At 58.0% G+C, this 15,116-nt stretch carries 16 protein-coding genes; 4 read left to right on the top strand and 12 right to left on the bottom strand.

Annotation, left to right across the window (positions count from 1 at the left end):
* Positions 1 to 54: 54 nt before the first annotated feature.
* The 4 genes from yidC (at position 55) to J5Y17_RS13620 (ending at position 4,014) form a co-directional block, all read left to right on the top strand.
* Positions 55 to 1,875 carry a membrane protein insertase YidC gene (yidC, locus tag J5Y17_RS13635; protein WP_219785799.1) on the top strand — a complete coding sequence of 607 codons (1,821 nt, stop codon included), beginning with the start codon at positions 55 to 57 and terminating at the stop codon, positions 1,873 to 1,875.
* 16 nt (positions 1,876 to 1,891) lie between these two features.
* A complete protein-coding gene (gene yihA / locus J5Y17_RS13630) occupies positions 1,892 to 2,539 on the top strand; it encodes a ribosome biogenesis GTP-binding protein YihA/YsxC (RefSeq protein WP_219785798.1) in 648 nt (215 codons plus the stop codon).
* A gap of 63 nt (positions 2,540 to 2,602) precedes the next feature.
* Complete coding sequence (argB, locus tag J5Y17_RS13625) at positions 2,603 to 3,499, top strand: acetylglutamate kinase (RefSeq protein ID WP_219785797.1); 897 nt, start codon at positions 2,603 to 2,605, stop codon at positions 3,497 to 3,499.
* Positions 3,499 to 4,014 (top strand): histidine phosphatase family protein, encoded by a 516-nt coding sequence (locus tag J5Y17_RS13620; RefSeq protein WP_219785796.1) that lies wholly within the window; start codon positions 3,499 to 3,501, stop codon positions 4,012 to 4,014. Before argB ends, J5Y17_RS13620 begins: the two co-directional genes overlap by 1 nt.
* Positions 4,015 to 4,064: 50 nt before the next feature.
* Here J5Y17_RS13620 and J5Y17_RS13615 read toward each other — a convergent pair whose 3' ends face one another.
* The 12 genes from J5Y17_RS13615 to rplQ all read right to left on the bottom strand — a co-directional run bounded on the left by J5Y17_RS13615 (position 4,065) and on the right by rplQ (position 15,091).
* The gene (locus J5Y17_RS13615) at positions 4,065 to 4,853 is read right to left on the bottom strand and encodes an amino acid ABC transporter ATP-binding protein (RefSeq protein ID WP_107814991.1); all 789 of its coding nucleotides are present in this window, start codon (positions 4,851 to 4,853) and stop codon (positions 4,065 to 4,067) included.
* 15 nt (positions 4,854 to 4,868) lie between these two features.
* Positions 4,869 to 6,179, bottom strand: a complete 1,311-nt coding sequence (locus tag J5Y17_RS13610) for an amino acid ABC transporter permease (protein WP_219785795.1) — start codon at positions 6,177 to 6,179, stop codon at positions 4,869 to 4,871.
* A 1-nt stretch (position 6,180) separates the two neighbouring features.
* The gene (locus J5Y17_RS13605) at positions 6,181 to 7,401 is read right to left on the bottom strand and encodes an amino acid ABC transporter permease (protein ID WP_219785794.1); all 1,221 of its coding nucleotides are present in this window, start codon (positions 7,399 to 7,401) and stop codon (positions 6,181 to 6,183) included.
* A 249-nt stretch (positions 7,402 to 7,650) separates the two neighbouring features.
* Positions 7,651 to 8,676 carry an amino acid ABC transporter substrate-binding protein gene (locus tag J5Y17_RS13600; protein ID WP_219785793.1) on the bottom strand — a complete coding sequence of 342 codons (1,026 nt, stop codon included), beginning with the start codon at positions 8,674 to 8,676 and terminating at the stop codon, positions 7,651 to 7,653.
* Between the two features lie 229 nt (positions 8,677 to 8,905).
* Positions 8,906 to 9,613: an ATP12 family protein gene (locus tag J5Y17_RS13595; protein WP_219785792.1), complete on the bottom strand. Its 708-nt coding sequence runs from the start codon at positions 9,611 to 9,613 to the stop codon at positions 8,906 to 8,908.
* A gap of 3 nt (positions 9,614 to 9,616) precedes the next feature.
* On the bottom strand, positions 9,617 to 10,285 hold the full coding sequence (locus J5Y17_RS13590) for an HAD-IA family hydrolase (RefSeq protein WP_219785791.1): 669 nt from the start codon (positions 10,283 to 10,285) through the stop codon (positions 9,617 to 9,619).
* A complete protein-coding gene (locus J5Y17_RS13585; RefSeq protein ID WP_219785790.1) occupies positions 10,282 to 11,331 on the bottom strand; it encodes an RluA family pseudouridine synthase in 1,050 nt (349 codons plus the stop codon). The genes J5Y17_RS13590 and J5Y17_RS13585 overlap by 4 nt, the downstream gene beginning before the upstream one ends.
* Positions 11,328 to 11,702: a fluoride efflux transporter CrcB gene (gene crcB / locus J5Y17_RS13580; protein WP_219785789.1), complete on the bottom strand. Its 375-nt coding sequence runs from the start codon at positions 11,700 to 11,702 to the stop codon at positions 11,328 to 11,330. The genes J5Y17_RS13585 and crcB overlap by 4 nt, the downstream gene beginning before the upstream one ends.
* 49 nt (positions 11,703 to 11,751) lie before the next feature.
* A complete protein-coding gene (locus tag J5Y17_RS13575; protein ID WP_219785788.1) occupies positions 11,752 to 13,077 on the bottom strand; it encodes a replication-associated recombination protein A in 1,326 nt (441 codons plus the stop codon).
* An 89-nt stretch (positions 13,078 to 13,166) separates the two neighbouring features.
* The gene (locus tag J5Y17_RS13570; protein WP_219785787.1) at positions 13,167 to 13,754 is read right to left on the bottom strand and encodes an acyl-homoserine-lactone synthase; all 588 of its coding nucleotides are present in this window, start codon (positions 13,752 to 13,754) and stop codon (positions 13,167 to 13,169) included.
* 54 nt (positions 13,755 to 13,808) lie between these two features.
* On the bottom strand, positions 13,809 to 14,420 hold the full coding sequence (locus J5Y17_RS13565) for an autoinducer binding domain-containing protein (protein ID WP_219785786.1): 612 nt from the start codon (positions 14,418 to 14,420) through the stop codon (positions 13,809 to 13,811).
* A gap of 242 nt (positions 14,421 to 14,662) precedes the next feature.
* Positions 14,663 to 15,091 (bottom strand): 50S ribosomal protein L17, encoded by a 429-nt coding sequence (gene rplQ / locus J5Y17_RS13560; protein ID WP_219785785.1) that lies wholly within the window; start codon positions 15,089 to 15,091, stop codon positions 14,663 to 14,665.
* Between the last annotated feature and the right edge of the window lie 25 nt (positions 15,092 to 15,116).

Raw genomic sequence — 15,116 nt, 5'->3', positions numbered from 1 at the left:
CCCTCTGGGAGGTTGAACCACCCGAGACTGAATTCCAACAACCAGGCGGCCGTGATGGACGATCAAAACAAGAACCTGATTCTTGCCGTGGTACTGAGCGGCATTGTATTGCTGGGGTGGACGATTTTCTTCCCAGCCCCGGAACCGGTAACGGATCCGAATGCACCTATCGCATCTGAGACCTCCACGGCTCAAGGAACGGGTTCCACCGCGGCGCTCGCGCCTCCGGCAGCCTTCACCGCAGGCGAAACTGCCGGCTCGGAAATGCAAGCTGCCACTCAGGCCGAGAATGCGCCCCGCCTTTCCATCGAAACCCCGCGTGTCAAAGGGTCTATCTCTTTGATCGGTGGTCGGATCGACGATCTGGCGTTGAAAGACTATAAAGTCGAGATCGACGGCGACGAGATTGTCACTTTGCTCGAACCTGTCGGCGCAGACGCGCCCTATTATGCCACCTACGGCTGGGCCCCCGGCGGCGCGCTGACCATCGACGACGTGCCCGGCGCCAATACGCTCTGGTCCGTAGAAGAAGGCGCAACCCTGACACCGGACACGCCCGTGACCCTCACTTGGGACAATGGCAACGGCCTCGTCTTCCAACGCGACATCGCAATCGACGAGAACTACCTCTTCACCGTGACGCAGTCCGTGGAAAACAATTCCGGAGCCGCCGCGCGCCTCTTCCCTTATGGTGTCGTCGCGCGCCACGGTACGCCCGATGTGTCGAAGTATTTCGTGCTTCACGAAGGTCTCGTGCGTCTGTCCGACAAAGAACTCGACGAAGAGAAATACAAAGACATCGCCGACTTTGACCTTGATCCGCGCGAGGGCGGGCGAGTGTCTATCACGCCGGTTGCTGAAAACGGCTGGACCGGCTTCACCGACAAAAACTGGATGACCACGCTGGTTCCGACGCCGGGGCAGAGCTTTACATCCGTCGCGAAATACGTCGAATCCTCCGACATCTATCAGGTCGAAACCCGTATGCCGACGATCGACGTCGCACCGGGCGCCTCTGCGGACAGCACCTCCTACCTCTTCGCCGGTGCAAAAGAATGGGAAACCATTAAGCACTACGAAGAGGACAAAGGGTTCTACCGCTTTGTCGATTCCATTGACTGGGGCTGGTTCTGGTATTTCACCAAACCGATCTTCCGCATCCTGCACGCTCTGAACGGCTTGCTGGGCAACATGGGCTGGTCCATCGTGATCCTGACGCTCATCATCAAGGGCATCATGCTTCCGCTGGCTTACAAATCCTACGTCTCCATGGCGCGGATGAAAGAACTTCAGCCGGAGATGGAAAAGCTCAAAGAAGCTGCTGGTGACGACAAAGAAAAGCTCCAGCGCGGCATGATGGAGCTGTACAAGTCGAACAAGGTCAACCCGGCCTCCGGGTGTTTGCCGCTGATCCTGCAAATCCCGGTGTTCTTCTCGCTCTACAAGGTGATTTTCGTCACCATCGAACTGCGTCACGCGCCTTGGATCGGTTGGATTCGCGACCTTTCCGCGCCGGACCCGAGCTCGATCCTGAACCTGTTTGGCCTCCTGCCCTATGCGCCGCCGGAACCCGGTTCCATGCTCGCCTTCCTGAGCCTTGGCGTCTTGCCGATCCTCTTGGGCATTTCGATGTGGCTGCAACAGAAACTGAATCCGGCGCCGACCGATCCGTCGCAGGCGATGATCATGGCTTGGATGCCCTGGGTGTTCATGTTCATGCTCGGCAATTTCGCCTCGGGTCTGGTGCTCTACTGGATTTGCAACAACACGATCACCTTCATCCAACAGTATCTGATCATGCGCAGTCACGGACACAAACCCGATGTGTTCGGCAACATCCTGCGCTCGCTCAAGCTCAAGAAAAAGGACGCCTGATCAGGGCGTAATCCCGATGGATCTACAATTCCCCATCGCTGAACCAGATGCGGCGGCCCTCGAAAAGGGCCGCTTGCTGTTTGCAGGCGAGACCGATTTTCTCAAAGGCGTCGTCGCCATGGACGGTATGCCCCCGGACGACCGGTTGGAGGTCTGTTTTGCAGGCCGGTCCAACGTGGGCAAATCCACGCTGATCAATGCGCTGACGGGCCGTAAGGCGCTGGCACGCGCGTCGAACACGCCGGGCCGGACTCAGGAGATCAACTTTTTCACCTGCGCAGATAGCCATTATGTGGTCGACCTTCCGGGCTATGGCTTTGCCAAAGCGCCGGTGAAGACGGTCGAAAAATGGCAGCGCCTGCTCAAGGCCTACCTGTCGGGTCGCGCCACTTTGCGCCGGGCATTCGTGCTGATCGACAGCCGCCATGGAGTCAAAGAGGTGGATGAAGAGATCATGACTCTTCTCGACAAATCCGCCGTAACCTTTCAGGTCGTTTTGACCAAGGCCGACAAGGTCAAAGAGGTCGAACGTCAAAAAGTGATCGAACAGGTCCGCGGCGCCGTGTCGAAACACCCGGCCGCCTACCCCGAGTTGATCGTGACCTCGTCCGAAAAGGGCTGGGGCGTCGATGTTTTGCGCGCGGTGATCGCCACACTCGTCTGAGCCGCTTGGCCTCTGACCGGGAAAATTGTATTGAGGAACAAACCCTCATCTGGATTCCCGAATATGAAGAAGCAAGACATGAACAGAGACTGGATCGCGACCGCCCGCACTCTTTCCCAAGCGCTGCCGTATTTGCAGCGATATGAGGGCGCGACCGTCGTGATCAAGCTAGGCGGTCATGCGATGGGCTCGGATGAGGCCATGGAAGGCTTTGCCCGCGACGTCGTGCTGATGCAGCAAGTTGGCGTGAAGCCGGTGGTCGTCCATGGCGGCGGCCCGATGATCAATAAGATGCTCGCCGATCTCAACATCCAGTCCGAATTCGTCAACGGAAAACGGGTGACCGACAAGGCGACCGTCGAGGTCGTCGAAATGGTGCTCTCGGGCCTCGTCAACAAACGGATCGTGCAGGCGATCAACGGACAGGGTGGCCGCGCCGTCGGGATTTCCGGCAAGGACGCGAACCTGATGGTCTGTGAGCAAACCGATCCGTCACTGGGCTATGTGGGCACACCGGTGTCGATGAACCCGTCGATCATCAAGGAATTGGGCGACGAGAACCTGATCCCGGTGATCGCGCCAGTGGGTGCGGGTCGCAATGGCGAGACCTTCAACGTCAACGGCGACACGGCAGCCGGTGCAATCGCCGGCGCTCTGCACGCGGACCGCTTGCTGCTTCTGACCGATGTGTCGGGCGTGAAGGACGGAAATGGAGAGGTTCTGACCTCCCTGAGTTCGCAACAAATCAAGGACCTGACCAAATCCGGCGTCATCGCGGGCGGCATGATCCCGAAAACCCAAACCGCGCTCGATGCGCTCCGGGACGGGGTGCGGGCCGTGGTGATCCTTGATGGGCGCGCGCCGAATGCCTGTCTTTTGGAGCTTTACACGGAGCACGGTGCTGGCTCGCTCATTCGCGACACCCAGCCGCGTGTGAAACCGTCAAAGAAAAAATCCTGATGGCCCCCCGCCGTCTGATCCTGATGCGCCACGCCAAATCGGGATGGGACGATCCCCGGCTGGACGACATTGATCGCCCGCTCAGCACGCGCGGTCAGCGCAACGCGGTCACCATGGGGACATGGTTGAAAGACAATGGATATATTCCCGATCAGGTGCTGGTCTCTTCGGCCGTTCGAACCCGCGAGACGCTTGAGCGGGTGACGCGCGGGCTCGGGAGCCGCCCGTTGGAGACAGTGCTTGATACGCTCTATCTCGCCTCGGAACACCGCATCTTGAGCGCTTTGCGAAAGGCCAAAGGCGATTGCATTCTCCTGCTGGCACATAACCCCGGCATCGGGGAATTCGCGACGAATTTCGCCTCTCGTCCCTCGCAGCATCCAGATTTTCTGCGCTACCCGACCGCAGCTACAGCGGTGTTTGATCTCAAGGCAGCGACATGGGCCGAAGCGCGGTTTGGGGAAAATGAGGTGATAGATTTCGCCATTCCCCGCGAATTGGAAGCCGCCGAATAAGAGCAAAAAAGGGCGCCGAAGCGCCCTTTTGTCTGTCCTGAGGACCGATCTCAGTGACCCAAAATCTGCGACAGGAAAAGTTTCGTCCGTTCCGATTTCGGGTTGTTGAAGAACTCTTCCGGCTCGTTCTGTTCGACGATCTGACCTTGGTCCATAAAGATCACGCGGTTCGCCACCTGACGGGCAAAGCCCATCTCGTGGGTCACGCACAGCATGGTCATACCCTCTTCCGCCAGTTCGATCATGGTGTCGAGCACCTCTTTAATCATCTCCGGGTCGAGCGCCGAGGTCGGTTCATCGAAGAGCATGATCCGCGGCTTCATGCAGAGCGAGCGTGCGATGGCCACACGCTGTTGCTGACCGCCCGAAAGCATGCCGGGGTATTTATGCGCCTGATCCGGGATTTTCACCTTTTCAAGGAAATGCATCGCGATCTCTTCTGCTTCGCGTTTCGGCGTTTTGCGGACCCACATCGGCGCCAGCGTGCAGTTTTCCAGAATGGTCAAATGCGGGAAGAGGTTGAAGTGCTGAAAGCACATGCCGACTTCCGAGCGGATCTTGTCGATGTTCTTCAAATCCGAGGTCAACTCGGTTCCATCGACGATGATCTTGCCCTGCTGGTGCTCTTCGAGGCGGTTGATGCAGCGGATCATGGTGGATTTCCCGGAGCCAGACGGCCCCGCGATAACGATCCGCTCGCCACGGTTCACGGTCAGGTTGATGTCACGGAGAACGTGAAATTCGCCGTACCATTTGTTCATATTCGTGATCTGAATGGCCACCTCATCGGAGACGGTCAATTTAGAACGGTCAATAGCGCGGTCTTCTGCGAGAGACATATCTGGTCTCCTTTCTTAACGATGATCGGTGCGGAGCTTACGCTCCAGCCACTGAGAATATTGCGACATGGCGAAACAGCAGATCCAAAAGACCAAGCCGATGAAGATGAACAGCTCCCAATAGATGCCGTTCCACGCCGCGTTGGCGCGGATGGCGTTGGAGAGGCCCAGCATGTCGTAGATGCCGATGAACATCACCAGCGTGGTGTCTTTGAACAGACCGATGAAGGTGTTCACGATGCCGGGGATGGAGATCTTCAACGCCTGCGGCATGATGATCAGACGCTGCGCCTTCCAGTAGTCGAGACCGAGCGCGTCAGCCGCCTCATACTGGCCTTTGGGCAGAGCGGCGAGACCGCCGCGGATCACTTCGGCCATGTAAGCCGACGAGAACAGCGTCACCATGATGATCACCCGCAAGGTGAGGTCAAACGTCGTGCCCGGCGGCAGGAAGTAGTTCAACAAAAGCGAGGCAGTGAACAGCAGGGTGATAAGCGGCACGCCACGGATGAACTCGATGAACCCCACACAGATGGTTTTCACGATGAACAGGTCCGACTGGCGGCCAAGTGCCAAGACGATGCCGATGGGCAAGGAGAGCGCGATGCCGGAGATGCCGATGATCACACAGATCATGAAGCCACCCAAGTCGCGGCTTTGGACCTCTTCGAGATGTCCCAAAGGCAGCGTGGAGTTGAGCCCTTCGACCACCGACGGACCGATGAGCAGCCACCAAACCACGGCAACGGCAACAGCGGCAATCGCCGACAACGCCATGGAGCCGAAACGGTCTACGAGTTTAAACGCCACGCCACCGAGGACGAAACCGACAGCCACGGAGGTCACACCCCAGATCGCGCCCCCCCAGACCAGCCAGACAAGCAGGAAGGGGAAAGCCATTGTGAGGTAGAGCATCTTGCGCGGCACTTTGTCGAAAAGCACCGGCGCCAAAGCAGCCAACATAAGGAAGAAAGCTAGGTTGGCGCGCCAGTATTCAGTCTCCGGATAAAACCCGTAGAGCAACTGGTTCCAGCGTTCCGTCAAAACGGCCCAGCAGGCGTAATGGGTGTTGCCGAAGCGCTCGTTGAGGATAGTGCGGCATTGCTCCAGAGAGGTCGCATCCCAGACGCCACCAAAGAGCCATGGAAGTGTGCCCGCGAGGATTTTGTAGATCACAAAGATCGACACAATCGTCAGGATCGAATTGAACCATCCGGAGAACAGGTTTTCACGCATCCAACGCGTAAATCCGACCTGCGAGCGTGGCGCAGGCTGCTGTTCCAGCATCTCCTTGCGCACGTAAGAGAGGGAGTTTGTATTGCTCATCTCAGCGCTCCTTCAGTCTGACGGATTTGTTGTAGACGTTCATGCCCGAGGAAATCAGCAGGCTGACCACGAGGTAAATCGCCATCATCAAGAGCATACATTCCAACTCCCGCCCCGTGGTGTTGAGCGTGGTGCCGCCCAACGTGGATCGGAGGTCCATATAGCCCACGGCCAAAGCCAGCGAAGAGTTCTTCGTCAGGTTCAGATATTGCGAGATCAGCGGCGGGATGATGACCCGAAGCGCCTGCGGCAGGATCACGAGGTTCATCGTCCGCGACGGCCGCAGCCCCAGCGCGAAAGCGGCCTCGGTCTGGCCTTTGGAAATGGCAAGAATACCGGAGCGCACGATCTCTGCGATGAAGGAGCCGGTGTAGAAACTCAGCGCCAGCCACAGCGCCAACATCGAGTTGCGCATGTGCAGACCACCACCGAAGTTGAAACCCTTGAGTTCCGGGTACGACAGGGTGATCGGCCCGCCCATCACGAAATAGACGAGGATCGAGGGAACGAAAAAGATCGCCAGTTTGATCCAGAAATTTGGCAGGATCTGCCCGGTCGCCTCAAAGCGGCGCTGGGAAAATTTGCCAAAGGCCCAGATGCCCAGAAGCGACAGAAGGAAGGTGATGACAACGAAAACCGATCCGTCACCCCAAACAGGCGCCGGGATATAAGTGCCGCGATTGGTCACCGCCACACTGTCCCACAGCCACATAGAAGCCGCGGGATCTTCACCCCGGAAGGCGCGCGGCGCTGGGAGTGCTTCGGAAAGCACCGCCATAAAAGCGAGAATCCACAAAAGCACCGGAATGTTGCGGAAGCTCTCGACATAGAACGTCATGATACGCGCCGTCAGCCAATTCTTCGACAGGCGCAGAACCCCAGCGATGACCCCGATGACCGTTGCGAGAATACAGCCCAAAAACGCGATCAAAAGCGTGTTGAGCAACCCCACCAAGGTCGCCCGCCAATGCGAGTCGTCCGAGGTGTAGGGAATGATTTGTTGGTTGATGTCATAGGCCGCACGATTGAACAGGAACCCAAAGTTGATGTCCTTGCCCAAAGCCGAAAGGTTGATGATCGTGTTGCGAATGAGAAATGCCGCGATCAACATGAACGCCAGCATCGCAATCACCTGAATGGTGATCGAACGATACCGCGTGTCATAGATCAGCTGGCTCAGCCGAAAGCCCTGGTCTTCCGGCGTGTTTGTCGCTGTCGTCATGAGTGACGGTCCCCTGTTTATAGCATCCGGCCTATCACCTGAGACCTCAGAGAAAGGCAGGGCGCGTGCAACGTCCAGTTGTTGCGCCGCATTCAACCAAAAGCCGTGACGCCGATTTTGGTCAAACACTTTCGATATAGCCCCACCACCGCCCGGGCTTTCCCGTTCGTCTCTTTGATGGACTTGAAGTAAGCGGAGCCGGAAAGGCAAAGGGCGCGGAGTGATCCGCGCCCTTCCCTTTAGTCAGTCTTAGCGGAAGGGCGGCGAGTAGATCAGGCCGCCTTCGGTCCACTGGGCGTTCAGGCCACGAGCCAGACCCACCGGAGTGTTCTCGCCGATGTTTTTCTCGAAGCTTTCGCCATAGTTACCAACCTGGGTCAGGATGTTCAGAGCCCAAGCGTTGTCGAGGCCGAGCATCGCGCCCAGTTCACCTTCAACACCCAGAAGACGGTTGATTTCCGGGTTTTCGGTGCCATTGGCCAGCTCGGAAGCATTCGCGGAGGTCACACCGTACTCTTCAGCGGCGATCATCGCGTTCAAAGACCAGCGCACGATGTCGCCCCAGTTGTCATCGCCATGACGCACGAGCGGGCCGAGCGGCTCTTTGGAGATGATTTCCGGCAGAACCACATAGCCTTCCGGGTTCTCGAAGGACGCACGTGAGGCGGCCAGAGCGGAGGCGTCGGTGGTGTAAACGTCGCAAGCACCGGCGAGGAACTGCGTCTGAGCTTCGGTGAAGCTTTCGACCGGAACCGGTTCGTAATCCATGTTGTTCACACGGAAATAGTCAGCAAGGTTCAGTTCGGTGGTGGTGCCGGTTTCGATACAGACCGTTGCGCCGCCCAGCTCTTTCGCGGAGGACACACCGAGATCTTTCGGAACCATGAAGCCTTGACCGTCATAATAGTTCACGCCGACGAAGGTGTTTTTCAGGTCGACGTCACGCGAGAAGGTCCAGGTGGTGTTACGGGCCAGCATGTCGACTTCGCCGGATGCGAGTGCGGTGAAACGCACGGCGGAGGTCAGCGGCGTGTATTCTACGGCTTCGGAGTCGCCCAGCACGGCAGCAGCCACAGCACGGCACACATCAACATCAAAGCCAACGAAGTTGCCGTTTGCATCCGGTGCAGCAAAGCCCGGGGTGCCCGGGTTCACGCCGCACTTGAGAACGCCACGCTCTTTGACGGCGGCAAGCGTGGAGGAATCTTGGGCCATCGCGGTGCCAGCAGCCAGACCGGCCAGCGTCAGCGCGCCAAGAAATACGGATTTTTTCATATTTACCTCTTCCTGATAGTGCGCCGTTCGCGGCGCTTCTTCTCCGGCCCTCCCTGTGGGCCGGGGGCGATATCGAAATGAGCAAATGCCCTTTCAATGGGCTTAGTTTGGGAGGATTCATTCCAGAACGTCAAGGCTATGATCAAATTTACGCATGGTTACGCGGCGTTTGATCAAATTGCTCGCAGGATTGCGCGGGAATTAAACGCCTAGCGACAGCAAGCGCCTTTTAATTGACCACGCGGTAAAACAAGGCTGCCTGAACAAAGCTTTGGCGCTTGATCTCGACCGCCTCAGCAGCCTCTTCATCTTCGCCCCATTGCTCGATCTGGTAGTCTTCATCCACGCGAGAGAGCCGCCAGGCCTCCTCTGCGTCAAGATGTCCCTCCGTCACCGCAAAGCCCAGAATCAAAGAGCCCGACAGGCTGACAAGATCGTGAAAGGCCGCGAGTTCAAAGGCCGTGAAGCCATGGGTCTTGTCCCGCAGCGCGGCCAAAGCGGCCTCAGCTTGCGGCGCATGCATGATGCCCGTCCGGGGCTCCAACCGAGCCCCAAGTGCGTCTTCCGCCCAGTCGAGAAGCGGATCCCAGAGATCAGCTTGGCGTGCGACAAGCTCCTGCGGGTGATCGGCGCGATAGCACAAAAGATCGCTGTCGCCATACTCTGCCAGCATATCCGCCACTTCGGCGTGCTGGATCGACACCTTGTCGATCGCCGCATTGGCGCCACGGGTCGCGGGCATGGTATTCGGATCAATCGCCCCCTCTTGCGCATCCCATTCCGCCGCGACCAGATCGGCCAGCGCACGGGTCGGCAGGATCAGCGGCACCTTCGCAGGCGTGCGCACCGGACGACCATCGAGTTGCACCTCGAAGCCATCCTTCGCCTCTGCCACAGTCGTGTCTTTCCAGAACCGTTTCGCTGCCCACTCTGCCACGTTTTAGCCTTTCCAATTCTCATCAAGCGCGCCGTCGAGCTGGTCGAAATGATCCAGAACGGTGACCGCTCCCGCACTCAAAAGCGCCTCTTTGCCGTGATAGCCCCACCGCACGCCGATGCCATGCACCCGCGCGGCGCGTGCCATTTCCATGTCATAGGTCGTATCGCCGATCACGACGGCATCTTCCGCCGCAACACCACAATCCACCAGACAGGTCAACACCATCGAAGGGTGCGGTTTCGAAGGATGATCATCCGCACTTTGCGTCGACATGAACAGATCGGCGAAGTCCCAACCGTCAAGCAGCGCTTCCAGCCCGCGACGGCTCTTTCCCGTGGCAATTGCCAGATAAAGATCATCTCGTGCACCCAAGCGACGAATGGCATCCTCAGCACCGGGATAGAGCGGCGAAGCGGCGGCACCTTGCGCCAAGCGGTGCTGTTGAAAGGCCTCTTTATAGGCATCGACCATCTGAGACAGCGTATGTTCCTCCGCTTCAGGCGCCAATTCGCGCATCGCAAGCGGCAGCGACAGGCCAACAATCGACAGGATGGCGTCACGCGCCGGCGTAACGAGGCCGACTGCCTCAAACGCCGCCATCATCGAAAGCACGATATGCGCCTGACTGTCGACCAGCGTTCCATCTACGTCAAAAATGACGAGCTTCATCCACGAAGTTCCTCAAAAGGATCGTCGGCTGCGAGGTCTTCGGTCCAGCCAAAGGTTTCCCAGCTGTGTTCCATATGCTCCGGCAGGGGCGCAGTTACTGTGATCACCTTGCGGGTCGCCGGGTGTTCAAAGGTCAGGCTGCGCGCATGCAGGTGCAGTTTTTTCGAGATGATACCGCCCAATTGCGCACCCCAGCCATCGCCGAGGTTCTCCTGCCCTGAGCCGCCATATTTGCCATCGCCGATGATCGGGTGACCGATCTCCGCCATATGCGCCCGAAGCTGGTGGGTGCGGCCGGTGATCGGCTCCATCGCGACCCACGATGCGCGCGCGCCGACACGGTAGAGCGTGGCGTAAAGCGTATGCGCGCGTTTCGCGCCCTCGGTCGCATCGATGTCGCGCGGGTGGACGGCGATCATCTTTTCGCCCTCGCCCGATTTGCCACGACCTCGGGCTTTCACCAGACCGTATTTGATCTCTCCAAGGTAGGGCGTCGGCACGCCAGCAACCAAGGCCCAGTAGATTTTGCGCGTGTTCTTGTGACGGAAGGCTTCCGTCAGCTTCGACGCCATCGCCGGCGTTCGCGCCAGCGCAAGCACGCCCGAAGTGTCCTTATCAAGCCGATGCACGAGGCGCGGCTTTTCCGGGAAATCACCCTGAAGTGCGGCCGACAGCCCATCGACATGGCGCGTCTGTTTAGATCCGCCTTGTGTCGGGAGCCCCGCCGGTTTGTTGATCACGATGATATGCTCGTCCTGATAGATCACCGCATCGCGCATCATCTTGGCGTCCGCCGCCGATATGTTAGTTGTGTCGCGTTTCGGTTTTGGCGCGTTTTCATCCGGCAGCGGCGGCACACGGATTTCCATCCCCGGCCCCACCCGCGTATTGGATTTCGCCCTCGCGCCATCGACGCGGATCTCGCCCTTACGGCACATCTTTTCGATATTGCCCTGCGTCACCTGCGGAAACATTTTGCGGAACCAACGGTCGAGGCGCTGCTCCGGTTGATCCTCTTCGATGGTAATCATCTGAACCCGGCTCATGCGTAAAAACTCCGTGCGGAATAAAGCCCGAGCGCGATGCCGCCCAAGGCAAGGATCAAGGTGCCGATGACATAGCTGGCGGCAAGTCCGTAGTCGCCGCGCTCAAAGATTGTCATCGCATCAAGGGAAAATGCCGAATAGGTCGTGAACCCGCCCAGCATGCCAGTCATCAGCAGCGGCGCGAAACGGTTGCCGTTTTCATGCGCCAGCACCACGACGAGCACCCCCATAAGAAAAGAGCCAAGGAAATTCACGAACATCGTGTTCCACGGAAAGCTCTTGCCGAAAAGATGGGTCATGCCCAATCCCGACAAATAGCGCGCCGATGCGCCGATCGCGCCGCCCAGTGCGACTTGTATCAAAGGTGCCATATCCGTGTCTCCGTCTCAGACCCTGCCATGCGGGGCGAGGGGTAAAATGTCAAGTTTTGCCGGAGTTTTTGCGCTCGGAACGCAATTTCTCAAAGTAGGCCACGCGTTTCGAGAGATCCCGCTCAAACCCGCGCTCGACTGGTTTGTAGAACTGGGTGCGCGGCAGCGTGTCGGGGAAATAGTTCTGCCCGGAAAACGCATCCTCGGCGTCGTGATCATAGGCATAGCCCGCGCCATAGCCCTGTTCGGACATGAGTTTCGTCGGCGCGTTGAGGATATGTTTCGGTGGCGGCTCCGATCCGGTTTTGCGGGCCGCTTCGCGCGAGGCCTTGAAGGCCGTGTAGACTGCGTTGGATTTCGGCGCGAGGGCCAGATAGACCACGGCTTGAGCTAGGGCCAATTCGCCTTCGGGAGAGCCGAGGCGTTCGTAGCTTTCCCAAGCATGAAGGGCGATGGTGTGCGCCTGTGGGTCAGCAAGCTGAATGTCTTCAATCGCCATACGCAGCAACCGACGCGCGAGGTAGCGCGGATCTTCGCCGCCCTCCAGCATCCGGTTGAACCAATAGAGCGCCGCATCCGGGTCCGAGCCGCGCACGGACTTATGCAGCGCCGAGATCAGGTTATAGTGCTCATCGCCGGATTTGTCGTATTTCGCAGCGCGACGCATCAAGCGTTTCCCAAGCTGCTCCGGATCCAGCGGCTCCGACACTTTCCATGCAGCGACCTGTTCGATTAGATTCAAAAGCGTGCGCCCGTCGCCGTCGGCCATATCAAACAGCGCCCGCCGTGCGGCCTCCGTCAACGGCAGGGTTTTACCAAGCTCTTGCTCGGCCCGCTGCGCCAGCTGATCCAAATCTTCCGGCGACAGGCGGGTCAGCACCATGACCTGCGACCGAGACAGCACAGCCGCGTTCAGCTCAAAGGACGGGTTTTCGGTCGTGGCCCCGACCAAAAGGATGGTGCCGTCTTCCATATGCGGCAGAAAACTGTCCTGCTGCGCTTTGTTGAAGCGGTGGATCTCGTCGACGAACAAAAGCGTCCCCTGCCCGTTCCCGCGCCGAAGCTTGGCGGCCTCAAAGACTTTACGCAGTTCGGGTACGCCCGAGAAGATCGCAGAGATTTGCACAAAATGCAGATCCGTTTCATCCGCCAAAAGACGCGCGATGGTGGTCTTGCCCACCCCCGGCGGCCCCCAGAACACGATGGAGGATAGCGAGCCAGAGGCCAGCATCACTCCCAAAGGCGCGTCGGGGCCAAGCACCTGTTGCTGGCCGATGACTTCGGACAGGTGTTGCGGGCGCAAACGATCCGCCAAAGGGCGGTGCGCGGTGCTTGGTTCCGGGACAGGATCGTCTTTTGAAAACAGGTCGGCCATGGCCGGAGATTACGCCGCCACACAAGCAGACGAAAGAGGTTTCGGGGCCGAAATTTCAGCGTTTCGACCCCGCTTCCCAACGCATCGCTTCAGTGCAGTTTGTTGATCAAATTGATCCGCATACAGGCGTTTCGCGCACCGCCGATGTCCATCACCGGACCAATCACGTCGATGTCAAGCCCGACCCGACGCCCCCAGCGGTTGCCATTTTCAGGAATCAGGCAAATGACGGACGTCGCGCCTAATGCACGCGCTGAATTGGTCATTTCGCCAATCAGGCTCATCTGAACCCGCATCCGTTGCTTGGCCGGCACTCGTGGCGACACGAAAATCCGGCTGGATTCCCAAACATGTGGCGCGACAGGCGCCTCTTCATACAACAGATTACTCGGAATACTCTCCAGCAAACCGCGTTGAGCATCGCGGATCATATAGGAATAGATGCCACATTTGGTGGTCGTAGGGGTCAGACGGATGCCGGCCAACACATCGCCGAACTCATGAACCGCAATCCAACGGGATGCGGGAGTATCATACTGGTCGTATTCCATGCCATCTGCCTGGGGCAAATCCCACTTCGCATGCTGGATAAAGGTTTCGTGTCTGGCGCGAAGCATGTTGGCGAAAAGATCGCCATAGTTGTGCAGATTGGCAAAAGAAAGCGTGGTCGTTTGCATGGTACGTCTCCGGTGTTGGTTGATTTCTTCAACGCAACGCAGGAGCGAGTACCGTCATAGCAGCTTGATCTCCTTGGCTTTCTGAATGGCCTCTGAGGTGGTCCGGGCCATGAGACGTTCTCGGGCAGAGACAAGTCGTGCTTTGAGCGCGCTTTCCGAAATCCCGAGCTTGGCCGCGGCTGCTGCATGACGATCACCGCCTGCGATGCACCGGAGGGCCTGAATTTGAGCCTGTGTCAGATCTGTTTGAGGTTCTGAAATTTCATGAAGGGTGCGCACGATCTTGGCGATTTTACTGACTTCCTGATCGGTAAACTCGCGGTCAGACCTTGCACATCCGACGATAGATCTCGATTGAACCGGGCCACAGGACACGGCAACACCAAAGTTCAGGCCGAAATCGGCGGCCTGCCTCCAAATATTAAATGGATCGGGGAGTTCTATTTCGCTCCACCTTATTGCCCCTTCGCAAGACAATCCCCATGCGATCATCGGGTCCCTGAGCGCGTAAGCGTTCACTGCATAATGTTCGAGCCATTTCGGATCGTAATTTGCCTCAGAAACAATTGGGGCAGCGAAACGAATATGCAGCCCGGCGGAGTATCCCGCAGGCGACATGGCTCTCAATTGAGCAAACTGTCGATTCAGTTCCGTGGTGTCAGACATTGAAAATACATTCTCTTACGAAAGGCGTGACAACCTATAGGCGACCACTGATTTAAGATTTAAACCACAGAGTCACTTTTGGGAAGCCCAAATAGAACGAATGGTAAAAAGCGACATAAAATGACGGCCTTTTGCCCCGATATTACGCGTTTCACGTTCAAACTTGGCCCCACCCCATCCGAAAGCAAAAAGCCCCGCTGAAGAGCGGGGCTTTCGCATTCGATCCAGAGGACTGAAAAAGATCAGTCTTCAGCGGCCAGAGCAGCGTCTTCGGCTTCGAGGCGTGCACGGTCGGCAGCGCCTTTGGCGGCCGGATCGCGATCCACAAGCTCGATGATCGCCATCGGAGCCATGTCGCCGTAACGGAAGCCAGCTTTCAGAACGCGGGTGTAACCACCAGCACGCTCAGCGTAGCGCGGGCCCAGAACCTCGAAGAGTTTGGCGACGTCTTTGTCTTGTTTCAGCTGAGCAGCAGCCTGACGACGGGCGTGAAGATCGCCACGTTTGCCGAGGGTGATCAGCTTGTCCATGATGCGCTTAAGCTCTTTGGCTTTCGGCAGCGTGGTTTTGATTTGTTCGTGCTCGATGAGCGAGCCAGCCATGTTGGAGAACATCGCTTTGCGGTGTTCGTGGGTCCGGTTCAGGCGGCGGTAACCTTTAGCATGACGCATTTTCTATCTCCTTTAGCGTGTTTTG

Origin of the sequence: Celeribacter sp. PS-C1, from assembly GCF_019429625.1 — a bacterium.
In the GTDB taxonomy this organism is placed as follows: domain Bacteria; phylum Pseudomonadota; class Alphaproteobacteria; order Rhodobacterales; family Rhodobacteraceae; genus Celeribacter.
This window is presented reverse-complemented; position numbering and strand designations above follow the sequence as displayed.

What these genes read in the sequence shown, in the direction of transcription:
- yidC (WP_219785799.1), top strand. Translation starts at nt 55, where the DNA reads ATGGACGATCAAAACAAGAACCTGATTCTTGCCGTGGTACTGAGCGGC.
- yihA (WP_219785798.1), top strand. Translation starts at nt 1,892, where the DNA reads ATGGATCTACAATTCCCCATCGCTGAACCAGATGCGGCGGCCCTCGAA.
- argB (WP_219785797.1), top strand. Translation starts at nt 2,603, where the DNA reads ATGAAGAAGCAAGACATGAACAGAGACTGGATCGCGACCGCCCGCACT.
- J5Y17_RS13620 (WP_219785796.1), top strand. Translation starts at nt 3,499, where the DNA reads ATGGCCCCCCGCCGTCTGATCCTGATGCGCCACGCCAAATCGGGATGG.
- J5Y17_RS13615 (WP_107814991.1), bottom strand. Translation starts at nt 4,853, where the DNA reads ATGTCTCTCGCAGAAGACCGCGCTATTGACCGTTCTAAATTGACCGTC.
- J5Y17_RS13610 (WP_219785795.1), bottom strand. Translation starts at nt 6,179, where the DNA reads ATGAGCAATACAAACTCCCTCTCTTACGTGCGCAAGGAGATGCTGGAA.
- J5Y17_RS13605 (WP_219785794.1), bottom strand. Translation starts at nt 7,401, where the DNA reads ATGACGACAGCGACAAACACGCCGGAAGACCAGGGCTTTCGGCTGAGC.
- J5Y17_RS13600 (WP_219785793.1), bottom strand. Translation starts at nt 8,676, where the DNA reads ATGAAAAAATCCGTATTTCTTGGCGCGCTGACGCTGGCCGGTCTGGCT.
- J5Y17_RS13590 (WP_219785791.1), bottom strand. Translation starts at nt 10,285, where the DNA reads ATGAAGCTCGTCATTTTTGACGTAGATGGAACGCTGGTCGACAGTCAG.
- J5Y17_RS13585 (WP_219785790.1), bottom strand. Translation starts at nt 11,331, where the DNA reads ATGAGCCGGGTTCAGATGATTACCATCGAAGAGGATCAACCGGAGCAG.
- crcB (WP_219785789.1), bottom strand. Translation starts at nt 11,702, where the DNA reads ATGGCACCTTTGATACAAGTCGCACTGGGCGGCGCGATCGGCGCATCG.
- J5Y17_RS13575 (WP_219785788.1), bottom strand. Translation starts at nt 13,077, where the DNA reads ATGGCCGACCTGTTTTCAAAAGACGATCCTGTCCCGGAACCAAGCACC.
- J5Y17_RS13570 (WP_219785787.1), bottom strand. Translation starts at nt 13,754, where the DNA reads ATGCAAACGACCACGCTTTCTTTTGCCAATCTGCACAACTATGGCGAT.
- J5Y17_RS13565 (WP_219785786.1), bottom strand. Translation starts at nt 14,420, where the DNA reads ATGTCTGACACCACGGAACTGAATCGACAGTTTGCTCAATTGAGAGCC.
- rplQ (WP_219785785.1), bottom strand. Translation starts at nt 15,091, where the DNA reads ATGCGTCATGCTAAAGGTTACCGCCGCCTGAACCGGACCCACGAACAC.